We start from the raw sequence: 18,153 nt of genomic DNA, 5'->3' as shown, positions 1-18,153 counted from the left end.
GCCAAGGAGGTGACCTCCCGACCCAGTGATCAACCCCGCAGAGGGTGGGGACTTCCACCTGGCCAAAACCGGGGACCTGAGCTTGGCCGTTGACACCCGTAGGGATTCGAACCCCAAACCTTCTGATCCGTAGGCGGATCCACGGGTGGCCCGCCCCTGCTCAAGGCCCATGGGTCCGGGTCAATGGTGTCGGCTGGTTGGAGCTCTTCCGGATGTGTACACCAGCGGTTGCTGTCATGGCTGCTGTCAGGTGGGCGAAGAGAGCCATCGACCCGATAGCGGAGCAGTCCCGGCCGGAGTGGGCATGGGTCAAGCGGCGAACCGAGACGAGGAGGTATGGAGCACAGGCGCGGAGCGCGTCCCTGATGGTGCAACCACTGGCCGCTTGAGCCGTGACCGTGGAGGACGGATCGTGTAGCGGCGGGTCGACGGATCGAAGGGTGAGGGCGTCTCGGTACTGGACCGGGGCGCCTTCGTCATCTCCGGCCGCTCCGCGGGCGACCGCGAGAACGGCCGCCAGGCCGCATGCGCAGCGGTCGCCCGCGAAGCGGGCGGCCAGCGGCGACGGAGTCGCCGCCTTGAGTCAGTAGAGAAAGTTCTCACATCCCCCGCCTGGTGCACCACAGTGACGCCCGGGTTTGGCGCCTTGTGGCTGGCCCGAATCCGAGCGTTTGAGGCTAGGTCCCAGTGGAGAGTACGTGGCAGATGTGGTCCTCTGTGCAGTCAGCGGGATTCAGCTGCTGGCTGCGCTCGTGCAGTGTTTCGAGTGCAGTTTGTAGCGCGGCAAGGTGCCGGACCCGTTCCCGCACGTCGGAGAGTTTGGTGTCGATGAGTCCGCCCACGTGCTCGCAGGGCGCTGTGCCGTCGTCACGAAGGTCGATGATGCTGCGGATCTCGGAGAGCGTGAGACCGGCGCCTTGGGCCACGCGGATGAAGCGCAACCTGACCAGCGTGGATTCGTCGTAGACGCGGTAGCCGTTGGTGCTCCGTTCGGCGTGGGGCAAGAGGCCTTTGCGTTCGTAGAACCGGATGGTCTGGCTGCTCACTGAGGCAGCCTCGGCGAGCTCACCGATCAACATGTCGTCCACCCCCAGCCTTGACCTTCTAGTACAGTACAACGTTTACCGTCGGAGCATGGACGTCGCCTTGTTGTACTTCGATGACTGCCCGAACTGGAAGTTGGCCGATCAGCGGCTTGCCGCGATCGCCGTCGAGTGCCCTGATGTTGTGGTGACCCGGCGCCGCGTTGAGACCGTGGATGAGGCCGAAAGGCTGGGCTTCCACGGGTCGCCCAGCATCTTGGTCGGCGGGGTCGACGTCTTCGCCGGGCCAGGTGCGGAAGTGGGCTTGTCCTGCCGCCTGTACCCCACACCGGACGGTTTGGCGGGGGCGCCCACGATGGAGCAGCTTCGAGCAAAATTCGACGTGGCGGTGGCATGACGATGCGGGGTTACGACTTGATGGTGATCGGAGCGGGCATGGCCGGCGTGGCAGCGGCCAATAAGTGCGCCTCGGCGGGGTGGAACGTGGCGATCGTCGACGCGCTGCCGTACGGCGGCACGTGCGCTCTGCGTGGGTGCGACCCGAAGAAGATCCTGCGCCGGGGTGCCGAGATCATCGACAGTGCGCACCTGATGCGCGGCAAGGGTATCGACGACGCCAATCTGTCGATCAACTGGGCGGATCTGGTGAAGCACAAGCACGGGTTCACCGACCCGGTGCCAGCAGGCATAGAGGATGGCCTCGCGGGCAATGGCGTCGACACACTGCACGGACAGGCACGGTTCACCGGTCGAAACACACTCACGGTCGACGGCACTCCGTACGAGGCGGCACACTTTCTGATTGCCGCGGGCGCCCGCCCCCGCCCACTGGCCTTTCCGGGCCATGAGCACCTGATCGACAGCACAGACTTCATGGACCTTCCCGAGTTGCCAGAGCGGATTCTGTTCGTCGGTGGTGGCTTCGTCTCCTTCGAGTTCGCCCACATCGCGGCGCGCGCGGGCAGCACTCCGGTCATCCTCGACCGCGGGCCCCGACCGCTCAAGGCCTTCGACCCCGACCTGGTCGAGCTCCTCATCAGCCGCGGCGCTGATGCCGGAGTCGGGCTGTGGCGCTCCAGCACCATCACCGCCATCGAGAAGTCCGCTGCCTACTACCGGGTCGAGATGGAACGGTCTGGCCAGCCCGAGACGGTGGAGTTCGACCTTGTCGTGCAGGGCGCGGGCCGGGTACCGGATCTGGGCGGACTTGACCTCGAGGCCGCTGGGATCGAGTGGGACGAACGTGGAGTGCGGGTGGGGGCTGATCTGCGGAGCACCAGCAACTCGGCGGTCTACGCCGCCGGCGACGCAGCCAGCAGCCCCGGGATGCCACTGACACCGGTAGCGGTGTTCGAGGGCAAAGTTGCCGCGTCGAACATGCTCAAGGGGACCGCGACCGAACCCGACTACGCCGGGGTGCCCACGGCGGTCTTCACGATCCCTGAACTCACCCGAGTGGGGATGCTCGAACAAGACGCCCACGACCACGGCCTCGACGTCGAAGTCCGCTACCGCGACACGAGTAGCTGGTTCTCCAACTACCGGATCGGCGAGACCACTGCAGCCACCAAGATCCTCGTCGAGCGAGCCACGGACAAGATCCTCGGGGCGCACCTACTCGGCCCGGGATACGGCGAGCTGATCAACTTCCTGGGCTTGGCCATAAAGCTCGAGCTGACCACCCGTCAGCTGAAGTCAATGACCGCCGCCTACCCCACCGTCGGGTCAGACCTCGGATCGATCCTCTGAGGGGACTTGCCGCGCTCGTGCAGCCACCCGATCGCTCCAATCACATATCAAGCCGGTCGACGTGGGCAGACGCGACCAAGCCTCGGGGACCGTTAGGAAAGAGTCAGGTTTGCGTCAAGGATCTCCGCGAAAGTGGAACTGGGCCCCCTTGGGGGGCAACGTGGCTGGTGCGGGTCATCACAGACGCACACACATGGACGGGAGTATCCCCGGGGGTCGGCTCCCCTCTCGGGCCTGACGGCTCGCTCTCACCGATAGCCGCGACAGAGACTCACTGACTGGATCCGCCACTCGCACCCCTTTCGGGTGTGCCCGGCGTTGAGCGGCTCTGGAACGTCGGTGACCAAGCATCGCCGCTCACCCCACAGTCTGGGTGTGCCGCGCGGATCCCAGAGCCGCACTCCGGTCCGCGTGGCACACCCTTCTTTGGTTGGGAGGGGACCGTGGCCACCACAGACACACACGCCCCTGCCGCGCCCGAGGACCGCTTCCCCGGCTTCGGGGAGGACGCGCCGCTGGACATACCCGACCTCAACCACCCCGAGAACGCCAAGCTGATCGCCCAGCGGATGCGCGACGGGAGCATGGATGACTTCTCCCAGGCCCTGGGCACCACCCGCAACTGCGCCCACCCCGTCCGGCTGGCCGGGTCCTCGGTCACCGTCGACACCACCACGGGCGAGATCGTCTCTTCCTTTGATGCCAGTGACCTGCCGTTCGGGGTGCTGCACCGCGCGTGCGGCAACCGGCGTGCCTCGGTGTGCCCGTCCTGCTCACGCACCTACGCCCGTGACACCTACGCCCTCATCCATGCCGGGGTCGCCGGCGGCAAGACCGTCCCCGAGCAGGTGCGGGACAACCCGCTGCTGTTCGTCACCCTCACCGCCCCCTCGTTCGGGCCGGTCCACGGCCACCGCGGCGGGAGGGCCTGTCGGCCCCGGCGCCGGGATGACCGCAGCCGCTGCCCGCACGGTCGGCCGTTGTGGTGCACCCGTGTCCATGACCGGGATGACGAGGTCAACGGGGCGCCGTTGTGCTTCCAGTGCCACGACACGGCGTCGGCGGTGATGTGGCAGTGGCACGCCCCCGAGCTGTGGCGACGCTTCACCATCGCCTTCCGCCGTGCCCTCGCCCACCACCTGGCCGTGCCCGACTCCCGCCTGGACGAGCACGCGTCGATCCAGTACGCCAAGGTCGCCGAGCACCAGGCCCGCGGCCTGATCCACTTCCACGCCCTGATCCGTCTCGACGGACCCGCCGCCGGCGGCACCGGTTCGCCCGCTCCCCCATCGCTGGACGGTGACGCCCTCGCTGCCCTCGTCCGACGGGTCGTCCCGACCGTGACGACCATCGCCGAGCCGGTCGACCACGAGGACACCCCACGAGTGCTGGTCTTCGGGACCCAGGTCGACGTGCGCACCGTCCGTGCCGGCTCGCGCACCGACGACCCGGGCGGCCCGCTGACCCCCGATCAGGTCGCCGGGTACCTGGCGAAGTACTCCACCAAGGACTCCTCCGGCCTGCACGGCCACGGCCAACAACGCCCGCACATCCTCGCCCTGCGCCGGCAGTGCCGAGAGATGGCCGCTAGGGCCGCGACCTTCCACGACCAGGACCACGACTACCAACGGATGGGCAAGTGGGTGCACTGCCTTGGCTTCCGTGGCCACTTCGGCACCAAGTCCCGGCGCTACTCGATCACCCTCGGCGCGCTGCGTCGTGCCCGCTCGCGGTGGCAGGCACTGGCCGCCGAGTCCCGCCGCACCGACCAGCCCCTCGACACCCGCGACCTCGAGGCACGCCTGCTCGCCGACGACGCAGAAGAGACCACCCAGGTGATCGGCACCTGGGCCTACGTCGGCACCGGCTGGCGCGACCACCTCGAGCAAGCCCTGGCCCTGGCGGTCGCAGCCCGCAACCGCGAGTACGACCTGTGGAAAGCCCAACGACGCAAGACACGAAGTGGACTAGAGAGTAGGGAATGACGATGCCAGAGAAGCTCTTGATGACGGTCACCGAAGCCGCTGAGGTGCTGAATGTCGGAAAGTCCGCCGTCTATGACCTCATCCGGATGAACACCCTGCCGAGCGTAAAGATCGGCCGATTGCGCCGGATCCCCGTCTCTGCCGTGCGGGAGTACGTGGCTGCGGTCTCTGAGGACTGGACCCTGACATGAGCAGGCGAGCCAATGGCGAGGGGTCGATCTACCAGCGCAAGGACGGACGGTGGACGGGCGCGGTCTACGTGTGGAACCGCGACGGCGGTCGGCAGCGTCGACAGGTCTACGGCAGAACGCGCGCCGAGGCTGCCGGCAAGGTGGCTGACCTGCTGAGCCTGAACCGGAAACACATCCCGGCGGCACCCGTGACGGTGACGGTCCAGCAGTACGCCGACTCCTGGCTCGATCGGCTCGGGTCCTCCGGCTTGAAGCCTGCGACTGCGACGGTCAGCAACTACCGCTGGGTCCTCAACCGTCATGTCCTGCCACACCTCGGGCGTCAGCGGCTGGTGGCGCTGTCTCCTCAACATGTGCGTGCGTTGCTGCTCGCCGTCTCGGAGACTGGCTCGTCGGCGCGCACGGTGCAGCTGAGCCGGGCCGTGCTGCGATCGATGCTCGCGGATGCTGAGCGCGACCAACTGGTCCACCGCAACGTCGCGGCTCTGGTCAAGGGCCCACGGGTCGAGCGCGAGGAAGTAGTGCCGTGGTCGGCGGACGAGGCGGGCCGATTTCTGACGTCCTTGGAGGGCGACAGAATGCGACCACTCTTCGCGGTGGGTGTCGCTCTCGGTCTGCGCAAGGGCGAGTTATTGGCACTGCGCTGGCAGGACGTCGACCTTGACGCCGGAGTGCTGCGGGTGCGGGCGACGGTGCAGCGGCTCGGCAAGGGCGTCGGACTCGTGACCGGAGCACCGAAGACGGCGAAGAGTCGGCGCACCCTGCCACTCCCCCGCGTGCTGGTGGCCACCCTCCGCGACCATTGGGTGGTCCAGGAGCGGGAACGTGAGGCGGCCGCGTGGTGGCACGATTCCGGGCTGGTCTTCACCACGAAGAAGGGGACGATGATCGAACCCCGCAACCTCAACCGCTTCCTCGATGAGGCCATCGCCCGGGCAGGTCTTCGCCGCATCCGCTTCCACGATCTACGGCACACGTGCGCATCGCTGCTGCTGGCTCAGGGGGTCTCGCCGCGGGTGGTGATGGAGGTCCTCGGGCACTCCCAGATGAGCATAACGACCGATCTCTACGGTCACGTCATGCCCTCGTCGCTGCGCTCGGCCGCGGACGCTCTCGATGGGGTGTTCGAGGCGTGAAGTTTCCTGATCACACGGTGCGGTTGCTGTCACGGCTGCTGTCAGTGGCCGTCCAGATCGTGCGTGGGTGCATCCCCGGGGACGAGTCAGGCCCCGCCGCGTTTCCGCTGGCAGGGCCTGTTCCGTCTGTCTCAACACAGAGCGCGCCCGTAGGGATTCGAACCCCAAACCTTCTGATCCGTAGTCAGATGCTCTATCCGTTGAGCTACGGGCGCTCGCCGCCCAGCGCTGCTCGGCGACAAGTGAAGAGAGTACCTGCTTGTGGCTGCGCGGCGAAATCGAGCCCGGTCAGTGCGTCGTCGAGCCCGTCGAACCGCCGGATCCGCCTCCGCTCGGGTCGGCGGGAGGCGTCCCGTGGTGACCCTGCTGCGGCGTCTGCTGCTGTCCCTGGCCGGGCACCTGCTGCCCCTGCTGACCGGGCTGCCCCTGCCCCTGGCCGGCTCCGCCCGGCATGCCCTGCCCGCCGGGGCCACCCCCTTCGCCTCCGGTGCTGCCCTGCTCGACCGTGGCCGCAGCGGCGACCGCACCGGCCGAGCTGAGCCCGATGGCCAGGGCGGCGGCGACGGCCGTCTTGCGGCCACGCCAGCGCGGCGGGTTGATGGCCGGGGCGGTCTTCGGCGGTGTCGGCTGCGCGGCGAAGGTCTGCGTCGCGTACTGCGGGGTGGGCTGGGTCGTGGGGTCCTGCGGAGGTGTCGTCATGTCCGCAACGCTCGAGCCGCTGCCTGTGGCGCACCTGTGGTGGACCCGTCACGCACCTACGGAGGGCTTCACAGGTGACGCACAGCCGACACATGGTCAGGAGCAGGGCGAAGGGAGTTGACTGTCACCATGGCACAGCGCTCCGCACCCCCCGCACTCACCCGCCCCGACGGCTCGCCCGTGCGCGTGCTCGTCGTCGACGACGAGCCCAACCTCACCGAACTGGTCTCCATGGCGCTGCGCTACGAAGGCTGGGAGGTGCGCACCGCGGGCACCGGGACCGACGCGGTGCGTGCCGCCCGCGAGATCTCGCCCGACGCCGTCGTGCTCGACATGATGCTGCCCGACATCGACGGGATGGAGGTGCTGCGCCGGATGCGCGCCGACGCCCCCGACGTGCCCGTCCTCTTCCTCACCGCCCGCGACGCCGTCGAGGACCGCGTCGCGGGGCTCACCGCCGGCGGCGACGACTACGTCACCAAGCCCTTCAGCCTCGAGGAGGTCGTCGCCCGGGTCCGCGCACTGCTGCGCCGCACGGCCGTCGTCGCCGAGGAGTCCTCCTCGCTCATCGTCGTCGGCGACCTCACCCTCGACGAGGACAGCCACGAGGTCACCCGCGGCGGTGACGAGATCAGCCTGACCGCAACGGAGTTCGAGCTGCTGCGCTATCTCATGCGCAACCCGCGCCGGGTGCTGTCCAAGGCGCAGATCCTCGACCGGGTGTGGAACTACGACTTCGGCGGCCAGGCCAACGTCGTCGAGCTGTACATCTCCTACCTGCGCAAGAAGGTCGACGCCGGGCGCGAGCCGATGATCCACACGATGCGCGGCGCCGGCTACGTCCTCAAGCCGGCGAGATGACCTCCCTTCGCCATCCGTCGACGTGGACGCTGCGGGCCAAGCTCGTCGCCTCGGTCCTGCTGCTCTTCCTCGCCCTCACCGCCGTCACGGGAACCCTGACGAGCCTGGCCGCCCGTGAGTACCTCACCCAGCAGGTCGACGACGACCTGCTGAGCGCGTCCGACCGCTTCGTCGGCGCTCTCGACGGCACCCAGCCCCCGAGCGGACCGCGCGGCGGGCCACCCGCTGGCAGCGGCAATGCCGTGCTCCACCTCGTCCTGCGCGACGGCGAGGTCGCCGTCGACGAGCGCGGCAACGAGGTCAACTACGCCGTCAACACCTCCGGGCACAACGACAGCCTCGACGCCGACCAGGTCGCCCAGCTCGACGAGTCCGGCCTGGGCAGCCGCCCGCGCACCGTCGACCTCGGCGACGACATCGGCACCTACCGGCTCGTGTCGGTGCGCACCGCCGACGGGTGGACCGCGATCACCGGCGTCCCCGTCGACCCGATCGGGCGCACCGTCAGCGCCATCGTCATGATCATCGTCGGATCGAGCGTCGTCGGGCTCGTCGGCGTCTGGGTCGGCGGCACCTATCTCGTGCGTCGCAACCTCCAGCCGCTCGACCGCGTCGCCGGGACCGCCCGCCGCGTCTCCGAGCTCGAGCTCGACTCCGGCGACGTGGCGCTCGCCGAACGCGTCCCTGACGTCGACCCCGGCACCGAGGTCGGGCAGGTGGGACTGGCGCTCAACAGCATGCTCGACAACGTCGATGGCGCCCTGCGTGCGCGGCAGGAGTCGGAGACGCGCGTGCGGCAGTTCGTCGCCGACGCCAGCCATGAGCTGCGCACGCCGCTCGCGTCCATCCGCGGCTACGCCGAGCTGACCCGACGCGAGACCGAGCCGGTCCCCGCCGGCGTCACCCACGCGCTGTCCCGGGTCGAGTCCGAGGCGCTGCGCATGCAGGACCTCGTCGAGGACCTGCTCCTGCTCGCCCGGCTCGACACCGGGCGCCCGCTCGAGCGCGAGGCGGTCGACCTGACGATGCTCGCCATCGACGTCTCCGGCGACGCCCGCACGATCTCCCCCGACCACCGGTGGGAGCTCGACCTGCCCCCGGAGCCGATCGAGGTCGTCGGCGACCGCGCGCGCCTGCACCAGGTCCTCGCCAACCTCCTCGCCAATGCCCGCACCCACACCCCTGCAGGGACGACGGTGCGGACCTCCCTTCGCCTCGACGAAGGGGGCCGACGCGCCGTCCTCGAGGTGGCCGACGACGGGCCCGGCATCCCCGACGACCTGCGGCCCCACGTCTTCGAGCGCTTCACCCGGGGCGACGGGTCGCGCCAGCGCGCCTCCGGCAGCACCGGTCTCGGGCTGTCGATCGTCACCGCCGTCGCCCGTGCCCACGGTGGCGAGGTCGGAGTGGACTCGGCACCCGGACGGACGGTCTTCACCGTGACGCTGCCGGTGGGCTGAGGGGGTGCCGGGGGTCTCGAGGCTCGTCGCAGAGCTCCTCGCACCTCGACCAGCGGGGCGGGGCTCACACCTCGACCACCGACGGGCCACAGCGGGGCCACAGGGCGCGGCCGGAGCGTGGTGGTCATGGACACGATGACCCTCACCCCGCCCCCTGCGGCGGCGACGCCACGCCGCGCCCCGTCACCCCCTTCGCGCCTCACCCGGCTGTGGCGCGGCCCCGAGGCCGACCCCCGATGGGCCCGGCCGGCGCTGCTCGGTCTCCTCGCGCTCACCGCCGCGGCCTACCTGTGGAACCTCAGCGCCAGCGGGTGGGCCAACTCCTTCTACTCCGCTGCGGTGCAAGCCGGTTCGCAGAGCTGGAGCGCCCTCTTCTACGGCGCCTCCGACGCTGCCGGGTCGATCACCGTCGACAAGCCGCCGGCGTCCCTGTGGGTCATGGCACTGTCGGTGCGGATCTTCGGGCTGAGCTCGTGGTCGATCCTCGTCCCGCAGGTGCTCATGGGCGTCGCGAGCGTCGCCCTCGTCCATGCCAGCGTCAAGCGGCACTGGGGCGCCGGGGCCGGGCTGCTCGCCGGTGCGGTCCTCGCCCTCACGCCCGTCGCCGTCCTGATGTTCCGCTTCAATAACCCCGACGCGCTGCTCGTGCTGCTCATGACGGCCGCCGCCTGGGCGACGGTGCATGCCATCGAGCGCGGCTCGATCCGCTGGTTCGCCCTCGTGGGGGCACTCATCGGCCTGGGCTTCCTCACCAAGACCCTCCAGGTGCTGCTCGTCGTGCCCTTCCTCGGCATCGCCTTCCTCGTGGCGGCGGACACCACGCTGCGTCGACGCGTCATCGGCTCGCTGGCCGGCGTCGGCACGATGCTGCTCGCCGCAGGGTGGTGGGTCGCGATCGTCGAGCTCGTCCCCGAGAGCATGCGGCCCTACATCGGCGGCAGCCAGACCAACTCCTTCCTCGAGCTGACCTTCGGCTACAACGGCCTGGGTCGGATCAACGGTGAGGAGACCGGCTCCGTCGGCGGCGGCAACGGCTGGGGCCAGACGGGCCTGTTCCGGATGTTCGAGTCCGGCTCCGGCGGCCAGATCTCGTGGCTCATCCCGAGCGCGCTCGTCCTGCTGGCCGCGGGGCTGTGGCTGCGCGGGCGCTCGCCGCGGACCGACGTGCGCCGCGCGGCCTACCTCGTGTGGGGTGGCTGGCTCGTGGTGACGATGCTCGTCTTCTCCTTCATGGCCGGCATCTTCCACGACTACTACACCGTGGCCCTGGCGCCGGCCGTCGCCGTCCTCGTCGGCGCCGGTGCGGCCGAGGCCTGGGAGCGAAGGGAGGAGTCCGTCGGCTCCGTGCCCCTCGCCGTGGCGACGGCCGCCGCGGGCGTGTGGGGCTTCGTCCTCCTCAGCCGCACCACCGAGTACGGCTGGCTGCGCGTCGCCGTCCTCGCCGTCGGACTCGCCGCGGCCTTCCTCCTGCTCGTCATCGCCCGCGTCCACGTCAGGGCAGTGCCGATCATCGCGGCTGCGGCGATCGCCGCGGGCCTCGCCGGTCCGGCCGCCTACTCGGCCACGACCCTCGCCGAGGGGCACTCCGGCTCGATCGTCACCGCCGGTCCGTCGACCGGCGGCCCGGGTGGCGGAGGCGCTCGGGGTGGCGCCCCGGGTGGCGGCGGGGGCGCCCCGGACGGTGGCAGGCCGCAGGCCGCGGGCGGCACCGGCACCGGCACTGGCACCGGCACCCCACAGGGCGGCGGCGGCATGGGCGGTCTGCTCGACGCGAGCACCCCGAGCACCGAGGTCGTCGCCGCGCTGTCCGCCGACGCCGACTCCTACACCTGGGTCGCCGCCGCAATCGGCTCGCAGAACGCCGCGGGCCTGCAGCTCGGCAGCGAGCTGCCGGTCATGGCGATCGGCGGGTTCAACGGCTCCGACCCCTCCCCCACCCTGGAGCAGTTCCAGGAGTACGTCGCGCAGGGCCGCATCCACTACTTCGCCGCCGGCGGGGGCATGGGTGGCGGCATGGGTGGCTCGGGCAGCGCCTCGCAGATCTCGACCTGGGTGCAGGAGAACTTCACTGAGGTGACGATCGGTGGCAGCACCTTCTACGACCTCACCCAGCCGGCGACCTCCTCGTCCGGTTCGACCACCACCGGGGCGGGCACCGATGTCTGAGACGACCCCGACCCCCGTCCTCGATGTCGTCGTGCCGGTCCACAACGAGGAGCACACCCTCGGGCCGTGCGTCCGTCGGTTGCACGAGCACCTGATGACGACCTTCCCCTACCCCTTCCGGATCACGGTGGCCGACAACGCGAGCACCGACTCCACCCCGCTCGTCGCCGCGGCACTGACGCGGGAGATGCCCGAGGTCGCGGTGGTCCGGCTGGAGGCCAAGGGGCGAGGTCGTGCCCTCAAGCAGGTCTGGCTGGCCTCTCGCGCACCGGTGCTCGCCTACATGGACGTCGACCTGTCGACCGACCTCGACGCTTTGTGGCCCCTCGTCGCGCCCCTGATGTCGGGCCACTCGGACCTGGCGATCGGTACCCGCCTGCACCCGGACAGCCGGGTCGTGCGCGGCGCCAAGCGCGAGCTGATCTCCCGGGCCTACAACCTCGTGCTGCACGCGGCCCTCGGTGCCGGCTTCTCCGACGCGCAGTGCGGATTCAAGGCGATCCGCGGGGACGTCGCGCAGGTGCTCCTGCCCCTCGTGGAGGACCCGACGTGGTTCTTCGACACCGAGCTGCTCGTCCTTGCCGAACGCTGCGGCCTGCGCATCCACGAGGTGCCCGTCGACTGGTACGACGACCCCGACAGCCGGGTCGACGTCGTCGGGACGGCGACCGACGACCTGCGCGGCGTCTGGCGGATGCACCGGGCCCTGGCCTCCGGGCGGCTGCCGACCGAGCAGATCCGCCAGGACATGGGGCGAATCCCCCCGACGTCCGGCGTCGGAGCCCACGTAGTGCGCTTCGGTGTCGTGGGCGTGGGGTCGACCCTGCTCCACCTCGGGCTCTTCGCGGCGCTCGCCTCGGTCGTCGGCGTCGGCTCGCAGACGGCCAACGTCACCGCGCTCCTGCTCGCGACGATCGCCAACACCTGGGCAAACCGGCGGTGGACCTTCGGCATCCGCGGCGGCGAAGGGAGTCTGCGTCACCACGGGCAGGCCCTCCTCGTCTTCGGCGGGACCTGGGCGATGACCTCGGGCGCGCTCGGCGCGCTGCACGCCGCGTGGCCGGCGACACCCGTCGTGGTCGAGACCCTCGTCATCGGCGTGGCCAATGTCGTCGCGACCGTGGTCAAGTTCGTCGCGATGCGTTCGTGGATCTTCGCCGACCGGGGCGTGCTCGGAGCGCCCCCGCCCGCCGAGCACCCCACGGCCGAGGACGAGTCGGCGGGCCGGGAGCTGGAGGCCGCCCGCTGAGCCCGCGGCGCCCGTGACCATGATGGAGGCATGGCCCACGACCCGCACGGGCGGATCGCGCCCCGCACCGCCGAGGACCTCCGTCGCGCCGAGCTGGTCGGCCCACCGTGGTGGGCCGACCAGCGCCGCGCGGTCGGTGCCGGGGCCGGCGCGGCCCTCCTCTTCACCGGGCTCTTCCTGCTCGCTCGTGCGGGGTGGCTGCGTCACCGGCCATCCTCGGACCACCCCATCAAGGCCGACCCGACCCTCGTGGCCATCTTCGCCGTCACGCTCGGGGTCATGTGGCCGATCCTGCTCGTGTCCACGTCACGCCCGGACCAGGGCTTCCGCGTGCGCGGTCTGGCCGCCCTCCTCGCCCTCGCCGTCCTCGTCGTGGGCGCCATCGACCTGGTGACGATCGGTGGGTGGTCGCTGCTCATGGACGGCCGGGCACCGACCGCGTCCACCCTGATGACGATGACCTCCGATCCCGTAGCACTGCTCACCGTCGGGGCGGTCACGGTGACGGTCCACGCCTGGAGCGCCGCATGCGTCGTCGGCTTCGTGCGCCTCACCCCCCTTCGGCTCGTCCTCGCCCTGCCGACCTTCCTCGCGGTCATCGGGCTGGGCTCGTGGCGCGCCATCGCCGCCTTCGAGCAGCCGCCGTCCCCGATCACGCTGCTCGCGTGGTCGCTCATCGCACTGCTGGGGCTGCTCTCGCTCGCGGTCCTCGCGCTCGTCGACGAGCACCGCTCCACCCGCGGCTGACACCCGCCAGGACATGACGAGACCCCGGCCGCATCGTGCGACCGGGGTCTCGTCTGCTGGCGGAGGCGGAGGGATTTGAACCCTCGATGGGCGGTTAGCCCAAACCGCATTAGCAGTGCGGCGCCATAGACCGGACTAGGCGACGCCTCCAGACAACCCGGACAGAGTATCTGCCGGGTGGGCGGGCGACCAACTCGGGTACCGATCAGCCGCAGATGTCCTCGTCGGCCGTGCGACTCTCGACCGCGGTGGGTGCCGGCGGGGCGGTCACGGTGGCCGAAGGGAGCGGCTCGTCGCCCTCGCGGTTGGGCACCTCGGACGCCGTCTCGGCACCCATGCCGAGGACGACCTGGACGTTGCCCGTCGTGAGCGTGCGGTCGACGACGAGCTTGGCCCCGGGGTACGCCGCGGCGACGGTGCGAGCGGACTCGGTATCCCCCTTCGCATGGCGCACGACGACACCCCTGGCGTCCGAGGTCGGGGCCACATCCGCCACCGACGCGGTGAAGCCCTGCACCTGCAGCGCCTCGGCCTCCTGCGTGCCGAGACCGGTCGCGGCGGTGTCGTTGACCACGCTCACGGTGATGTCCGAGGGCGCCACCGTGAGCGCCCGCTCCTTGACCTTCTTCTTCGGCTCGGCCCCGGGCAGGTCCGAGTCGTCGCGCACCGCGGCCCACAGCTCGTCGGCCGCCTCCTCGCGCCACTGGACGCGGTTGACGTCTGCCGCGTAGGGCTCCGTGGGGACGGTGACGAAGACGATCTCGTCGGTGCCCAGACCCTTGAGGCTCGAGGCGATCGACATCATCTTCGTCAGGCCGAGGTCGTCGTCGGCGGTCATCGACTTCGTCGCCGCGTCGAGGAACTTGTAGAGCCGGTCGGGGCGGAGCAGCAGCGAGGTCTTGGTCGCCTCCTGCGCCATCGACGCCATAAAGGCTTGCTGGCGCTTGATCCGCTGGAGGTCGGAGCCGTCGCCGAGCGTCTTGCGCATGCGGACGTAGCCGAGCGCCTCCTTGCCCGTGAGGCGCTGGCGTCCGGCCTCGAGGCTGATCTGGGCGTCCTCGTCGTCGACGGCCTCGGGCAGGCAGACCTCGACGCCACCGAGCCCGTCGACCATCGACTGGAAGCCGCTGAAGTCGATGACCGCGACGTGGTCGACGTAGATACCGGTGAGGCCCTCGAGGGTCTTGACCGTGCAGGCGGGTCCGCCCTGGTTGAAGTTGTCGTTCCACCGGCGGACCTCGCCGTTGGCCACCGTCGACGTCGGGTCGGCGCAGTCGGTCGGTGCCTTGGTCATCGAGTCGCGCGGGATCGACACGACGTAGGTCGACGTGCGGTCGGCCGAGATGTGCACGAGCAGGTTGGTGTCGGAGCGGGGTCCGCCCTCGGCCGTGCCGACGCCGTACTCCTTGGTCCCCAGACCCTCTCGGGTGTCGGAGCCGATGACGAGGATGTTGAGGGCGCCGTCGACGTCGTCGGGGCGCTGCGTCGACCCGGCCGCGATGTCGACGCGCGAGATGTTGTCGTCGAGGTGGAGGGCGACGCCGATGCCGAGCGACGCGGTGAGCGCGACGACGACTCCGCCGGCGATCGCCGCCTTGCGTCGGAAGCTCGCACGGCGCTCGTCGCGCTGCCGGCGTCGCGAGCCGCGCGTGTGGTGCTCCCCGCGACCCGCCTCGTGCGCGCGGCGGTCGGACCGCGAGGAAAAGCTCGGCTGGGGGCGCTCGGGCTTCACGGGGTCGCGTCGGGAGGGACGCCGCTCGCGCTCTGGTCGTGCGGCGCGGGTCTCGTCCCGGCCATCGCCCTCGGTGCTCATCGGGGGGCACCCTACAGGCACTCCCGGTGAGGTTCCCCTGACCGATCCGACCACGGCAGACGAAGGGGGCGGGAGACGACGAGGCCCCCACCGGTGACCGGTGGGGGCCTCGTGCAGAAGCGGTGTGGTCACCGCATCAGGTGCGCGTCGTCTCAGACGGGACGAACGCGCTCAGCCTGCGGGCCCTTGGGGCCCTGGGTGATCTCGAACTCGACGCGCTGCGCCTCGTCGAGCGACCGGTAGCCGGTCGTGTCGATCGCGGAGTAGTGAACGAACACGTCGGGGCCGCCGCCGTCCTGGGCGATGAAGCCAAAGCCCTTCTCAGCGTTGAACCACTTAACGGTGCCCTGTGCCATGGGGTGAATCTTCTTTCCTGTTGAACAATCCGGGTCCGCAGGTCACGGTCCCTTGCCAGCTGCAAAGCTCCCCTCGGCAGGGGGTACACGCCCCTGAAAACACTGCGGGCACGGCGTGCGCCGTACCCGCTTCGCATCATGCGAGAAGTCTTGTACTGCAACTACGTGATGGACGCTACCAGCAAAAGGGGTGCATGGCGCGATTGCGTTCCGCTAGGTGTGGACCCGGTCAGGCGTGACGGTGGACGGCGTCGATCGCGTCGACGTAGCCACGGACACCGCGTCCGACGATCACCTCGGCCGCGAGGTCGGAGATGTAGGAGTGGTGACGGAACTCCTCGCGGGCGTGCACGTCGGAGATGTGCACCTCGACGACCGGCCCCCGCACCGCGGCCAGTGCATCGCGGATCGCCACCGACGTGTGGGTCCAGCCCCCGGCGTTGACGACGACCCCGACGGCGCTCGCGCGCACCTCGTGGATCGCGTCGATCATGACGCCCTCGTGGTTGGTCTGGCGGAAGTCGAGTTCCCACTCGAGCCCGTCAGCGCGCTTGCGGCACAACGCCTCGACGTCGGCGAGGGTCTCGTGCCCGTAGATGTCGGGCTCGCGCTCGCCCAGGAGGTTGAGGTTGGGTCCGTTGAGGACCACGAGGAGGGGTCGATCGCTCACCCCGGCAGCCTAGTGCGAAGGGGGATCACCCCTCCCGGCGCAGGGTCCGCTCGAAGAGCCGCCGGGTCGCCTGCGGCAGCGCCGCCTCGGCGACCTGCACGTCGAGCTCGGGCCGCTCGCAGCTCAGGCCGTAGCAGAAGGCGTCCGGTCGCGGCGGCGCCTCGTCGGCAAGACGTGGCAGCTGCGGCCCCTCGATGAGCGAGCGGAAGGCGCGTGCGTCGGGCTCGGGAAGCTCCCCGAGGGTCAGCTCCCGGGTGCGGGTCAGGCCGGCCACCCCACCCGTGCGGGTGAGTCGCAGCGCGGCGTCGGCGGCGCCGTCGACCGGCTCCGGCTGCTCCCGGGACGGGATAGGCGCACCCCCTTCGCCCGCCGTGGTGACGCCCACCTGCCGCCAGGCGTCGGCGACGGCCGCGGCCTCGGCGGAGTCACGCCCGTAGCGGTCCGTGGCGGCCGCGAGGGTGAGATCGGCGAAGGTCGCGAAGTCGCAGTCTGCGCTGATCTCGCCGAGCAGGACGTCGCGCCAGATGAGGCCGGGCGCCTGCCACGCCGGGCCGCCGATCGTCGTCGCGACGAGGTGGAAGGCCTTGTTGGGGATGCCCGAGTTGATGTGGACCCCGCCGTTGTCGTCACTCGTGCGCACGAAGTCGTCCATGTGCGCCGGCTGGGGGTCCCGACCCAGACGTGGGTCGTCGTAGGCGGTGCCGGGCGCCGCCATCGACCGCAGCGCGCTGCCCTGCACGGCCGGCAGCAGCAGCTCCGCCCCGATGAGCCAGTCGGCCTCGTCGGCGGACTGGTCGAGGTGGCGCTGCTTGACGAGCACCCCGAAGACGTCGGAGACGTGCTCGTTGAGCGCCCCCGGCTGGCCGCGGTAGACCAGTCCCGCCGTGTGCTCGGTGACTCCGTGCGCGAGCTCGTGCCCGATGACGTCGAGACTGGCGGTGAAGCGACCGAAGGTCTCCCCGTCTCCGTCACCGAAGACCATCTGCTCGCCGTTCCAGAAGGCGTTGTCGTACTGCTCGGCGTAGTGCACGGTGGCGACGAGGGGCATCCCCGCGCCGTCGAGGGAGTCGCGGCCGTACTCCTGCGCCCACAGCTGCCAGGTGAGGCCGAGTCCGTCGTGGGCCTCGTCGGCCGCCGGGTCGCCGGTCGCCGGGCCACCCTCGACGCGCACGACCTCACCGGGCAGCTCCTCTCCCCCACGCGCGTCGTGGATGGTGCGCTGCGGCCCGGCTACCTCCTGCCGGACCGGCGGAGCGATCGTGGGGCGCGGCCCGGCCGGGAGCCGCTCGTGACGCAGCGAGGCGTCGATGGCCAGCGTGCGGGCGGCGACGAGCGCCGGGCCGGGCCGGTCGGAGCGGGCGAGCGCGGCGAGGACGTGCGGGGGGACGATGCTGCACCGGGTCATCCACCCAGTGAACTCCTCGGCCCCGACAACCGCACCCCGGGGAGCGGTCGCCGCGTCTACGCTGGGCGCCATGGCATGGCTCGGGCGGTACGTCGTGGCCGCGGTGATCTTCGGGGTCCTGGACTACCTCTGGCTCGGCGTCATCGCCCGGCCCGTCTACGAAGAGCACCTGGGCGACTGGCTCGCGGACTCGCCGAACATGGTGGCGGCCCTCGCCTTCTACGCGATCTACGTCTTCGGCATGGTGTGGCTGGCGATCACCCCGGCCCTGGCGCAGGGGTCCTGGGTCACGGCCGTGCTCAACGGTGCCGTCCTGGGGCTGGTCGCCTACGCGACGTGGAACCTCACCAACCTCGCCGTCCTCGACGGCTACCCCTCGGGCTCGGTCCTCTACGACCTGGCGTGGGGCACCGTTGGTACGGCGGCGACGTGCGGGCTGACCTTCGTCGTCGCCCGCCGGGTCCGGGCCCTGCGCTGAGGCAGCTGGCGGAGGGCGTGGGATTCGAACCCACGATGACGTTGCCGCCATAGCGGTTTTCAAGACCGCCGCACTAGGCCACTATGCGAGCCCTCCTCGCCCACGGCACCGCGGGCGAGTCCACGGTAGGCCATGCCAGTGTGGG

General features: G+C 70.5%; 17 protein-coding genes and 3 tRNA genes. 11 read left to right on the top strand and 9 right to left on the bottom strand.

All coding sequences use genetic code 11. From position 1 onward, the window contains the following. Positions 1-677: 677 nt before the first annotated feature. On the bottom strand, positions 678-1,079 hold the full coding sequence (locus B9B60_RS03555) for a heavy metal-responsive transcriptional regulator (protein ID WP_084449912.1): 402 nt from the start codon (positions 1,077-1,079) through the stop codon (positions 678-680). Between the two features lie 55 nt (positions 1,080-1,134). Between B9B60_RS03555 and B9B60_RS03550 the strand changes: the two genes are divergently transcribed. The 5 genes from B9B60_RS03550 to B9B60_RS03530 all read left to right on the top strand — a co-directional run bounded on the left by B9B60_RS03550 (position 1,135) and on the right by B9B60_RS03530 (position 6,104). Continuing rightward, positions 1,135-1,440 (top strand): thioredoxin family protein, encoded by a 306-nt coding sequence (locus B9B60_RS03550; protein ID WP_084449878.1) that lies wholly within the window; start codon positions 1,135-1,137, stop codon positions 1,438-1,440. Further along, complete coding sequence (locus B9B60_RS03545; protein ID WP_084449877.1) at positions 1,437-2,792, top strand: dihydrolipoyl dehydrogenase family protein; 1,356 nt, start codon at positions 1,437-1,439, stop codon at positions 2,790-2,792. Before B9B60_RS03550 ends, B9B60_RS03545 begins: the two co-directional genes overlap by 4 nt. Before the next feature lie 443 nt (positions 2,793-3,235). Continuing rightward, positions 3,236-4,777, top strand: a complete 1,542-nt coding sequence (locus tag B9B60_RS03540) for a replication initiator (RefSeq protein ID WP_084449876.1) — start codon at positions 3,236-3,238, stop codon at positions 4,775-4,777. Next, a complete protein-coding gene (locus B9B60_RS03535) occupies positions 4,774-4,968 on the top strand; it encodes a helix-turn-helix domain-containing protein (protein WP_200811140.1) in 195 nt (64 codons plus the stop codon). Before B9B60_RS03540 ends, B9B60_RS03535 begins: the two co-directional genes overlap by 4 nt. After that, positions 4,965-6,104 carry a tyrosine-type recombinase/integrase gene (locus tag B9B60_RS03530; protein WP_084449875.1) on the top strand — a complete coding sequence of 380 codons (1,140 nt, stop codon included), beginning with the start codon at positions 4,965-4,967 and terminating at the stop codon, positions 6,102-6,104. The genes B9B60_RS03535 and B9B60_RS03530 overlap by 4 nt, the downstream gene beginning before the upstream one ends. Before the next feature lie 142 nt (positions 6,105-6,246). Here the strand turns inward: B9B60_RS03530 and B9B60_RS03525 are convergent. Next, positions 6,247-6,319, bottom strand: a tRNA-Arg gene (locus B9B60_RS03525). A gap of 73 nt (positions 6,320-6,392) precedes the next feature. Continuing rightward, complete coding sequence (locus B9B60_RS03520) at positions 6,393-6,803, bottom strand: hypothetical protein (RefSeq protein ID WP_084449874.1); 411 nt, start codon at positions 6,801-6,803, stop codon at positions 6,393-6,395. A gap of 129 nt (positions 6,804-6,932) precedes the next feature. On the opposite strand from B9B60_RS03520, the gene B9B60_RS03515 reads away from it, so the two are divergent. The 5 genes from B9B60_RS03515 to B9B60_RS16785 all read left to right on the top strand — a co-directional run bounded on the left by B9B60_RS03515 (position 6,933) and on the right by B9B60_RS16785 (position 13,286). Beyond that, a complete protein-coding gene (locus tag B9B60_RS03515) occupies positions 6,933-7,664 on the top strand; it encodes a response regulator transcription factor (RefSeq protein ID WP_072625613.1) in 732 nt (243 codons plus the stop codon). Further along, a complete protein-coding gene (locus B9B60_RS03510; RefSeq protein WP_084449873.1) occupies positions 7,661-9,124 on the top strand; it encodes a sensor histidine kinase in 1,464 nt (487 codons plus the stop codon). The genes B9B60_RS03515 and B9B60_RS03510 overlap by 4 nt, the downstream gene beginning before the upstream one ends. Before the next feature lie 126 nt (positions 9,125-9,250). Continuing rightward, a complete protein-coding gene (locus B9B60_RS03505) occupies positions 9,251-11,290 on the top strand; it encodes an ArnT family glycosyltransferase (RefSeq protein WP_084449872.1) in 2,040 nt (679 codons plus the stop codon). Continuing rightward, positions 11,283-12,539 carry a bifunctional glycosyltransferase family 2/GtrA family protein gene (locus B9B60_RS03500; protein WP_143445417.1) on the top strand — a complete coding sequence of 419 codons (1,257 nt, stop codon included), beginning with the start codon at positions 11,283-11,285 and terminating at the stop codon, positions 12,537-12,539. The genes B9B60_RS03505 and B9B60_RS03500 overlap by 8 nt, the downstream gene beginning before the upstream one ends. A gap of 30 nt (positions 12,540-12,569) precedes the next feature. Beyond that, positions 12,570-13,286 (top strand): hypothetical protein, encoded by a 717-nt coding sequence (locus B9B60_RS16785; protein ID WP_143445416.1) that lies wholly within the window; start codon positions 12,570-12,572, stop codon positions 13,284-13,286. 57 nt (positions 13,287-13,343) lie between these two features. On the opposite strand, the gene B9B60_RS03490 is transcribed toward B9B60_RS16785, so the two are convergent. The 5 genes from B9B60_RS03490 to B9B60_RS03470 all read right to left on the bottom strand — a co-directional run bounded on the left by B9B60_RS03490 (position 13,344) and on the right by B9B60_RS03470 (position 17,530). Further along, a tRNA-Ser gene (locus tag B9B60_RS03490) sits at positions 13,344-13,436 on the bottom strand. Positions 13,437-13,491: 55 nt separating this feature from the next. After that, positions 13,492-15,099: an LCP family protein gene (locus tag B9B60_RS03485; protein WP_084449870.1), complete on the bottom strand. Its 1,608-nt coding sequence runs from the start codon at positions 15,097-15,099 to the stop codon at positions 13,492-13,494. A gap of 152 nt (positions 15,100-15,251) precedes the next feature. Then, positions 15,252-15,455, bottom strand: a complete 204-nt coding sequence (locus B9B60_RS03480; RefSeq protein WP_007927749.1) for a cold-shock protein — start codon at positions 15,453-15,455, stop codon at positions 15,252-15,254. 229 nt (positions 15,456-15,684) lie between these two features. Beyond that, positions 15,685-16,125 carry a type II 3-dehydroquinate dehydratase gene (gene aroQ / locus B9B60_RS03475; RefSeq protein ID WP_084449869.1) on the bottom strand — a complete coding sequence of 147 codons (441 nt, stop codon included), beginning with the start codon at positions 16,123-16,125 and terminating at the stop codon, positions 15,685-15,687. 25 nt (positions 16,126-16,150) lie between these two features. Further along, positions 16,151-17,530: a protealysin inhibitor emfourin gene (locus B9B60_RS03470; RefSeq protein WP_084449868.1), complete on the bottom strand. Its 1,380-nt coding sequence runs from the start codon at positions 17,528-17,530 to the stop codon at positions 16,151-16,153. A 70-nt stretch (positions 17,531-17,600) separates the two neighbouring features. Here B9B60_RS03470 and B9B60_RS03465 point away from each other — a divergent pair, with 70 nt between their 5' ends. Beyond that, entirely contained in the window at positions 17,601-18,008 is a 408-nt protein-coding gene (locus tag B9B60_RS03465; RefSeq protein WP_072625620.1) for a DUF2177 family protein, read from the top strand. Positions 18,009-18,014: 6 nt separating this feature from the next. Here B9B60_RS03465 and B9B60_RS03460 read toward each other — a convergent pair. Next, a tRNA-Ser gene (locus B9B60_RS03460) sits at positions 18,015-18,104 on the bottom strand. Between the last annotated feature and the right edge of the window lie 49 nt (positions 18,105-18,153).

The sequence above is a fragment of the Janibacter indicus genome (assembly GCF_900176385.1).
Classification (GTDB): Bacteria; Actinomycetota; Actinomycetes; order Actinomycetales; family Dermatophilaceae; genus Janibacter; species Janibacter indicus.
This window is presented reverse-complemented; position numbering and strand designations above follow the sequence as displayed.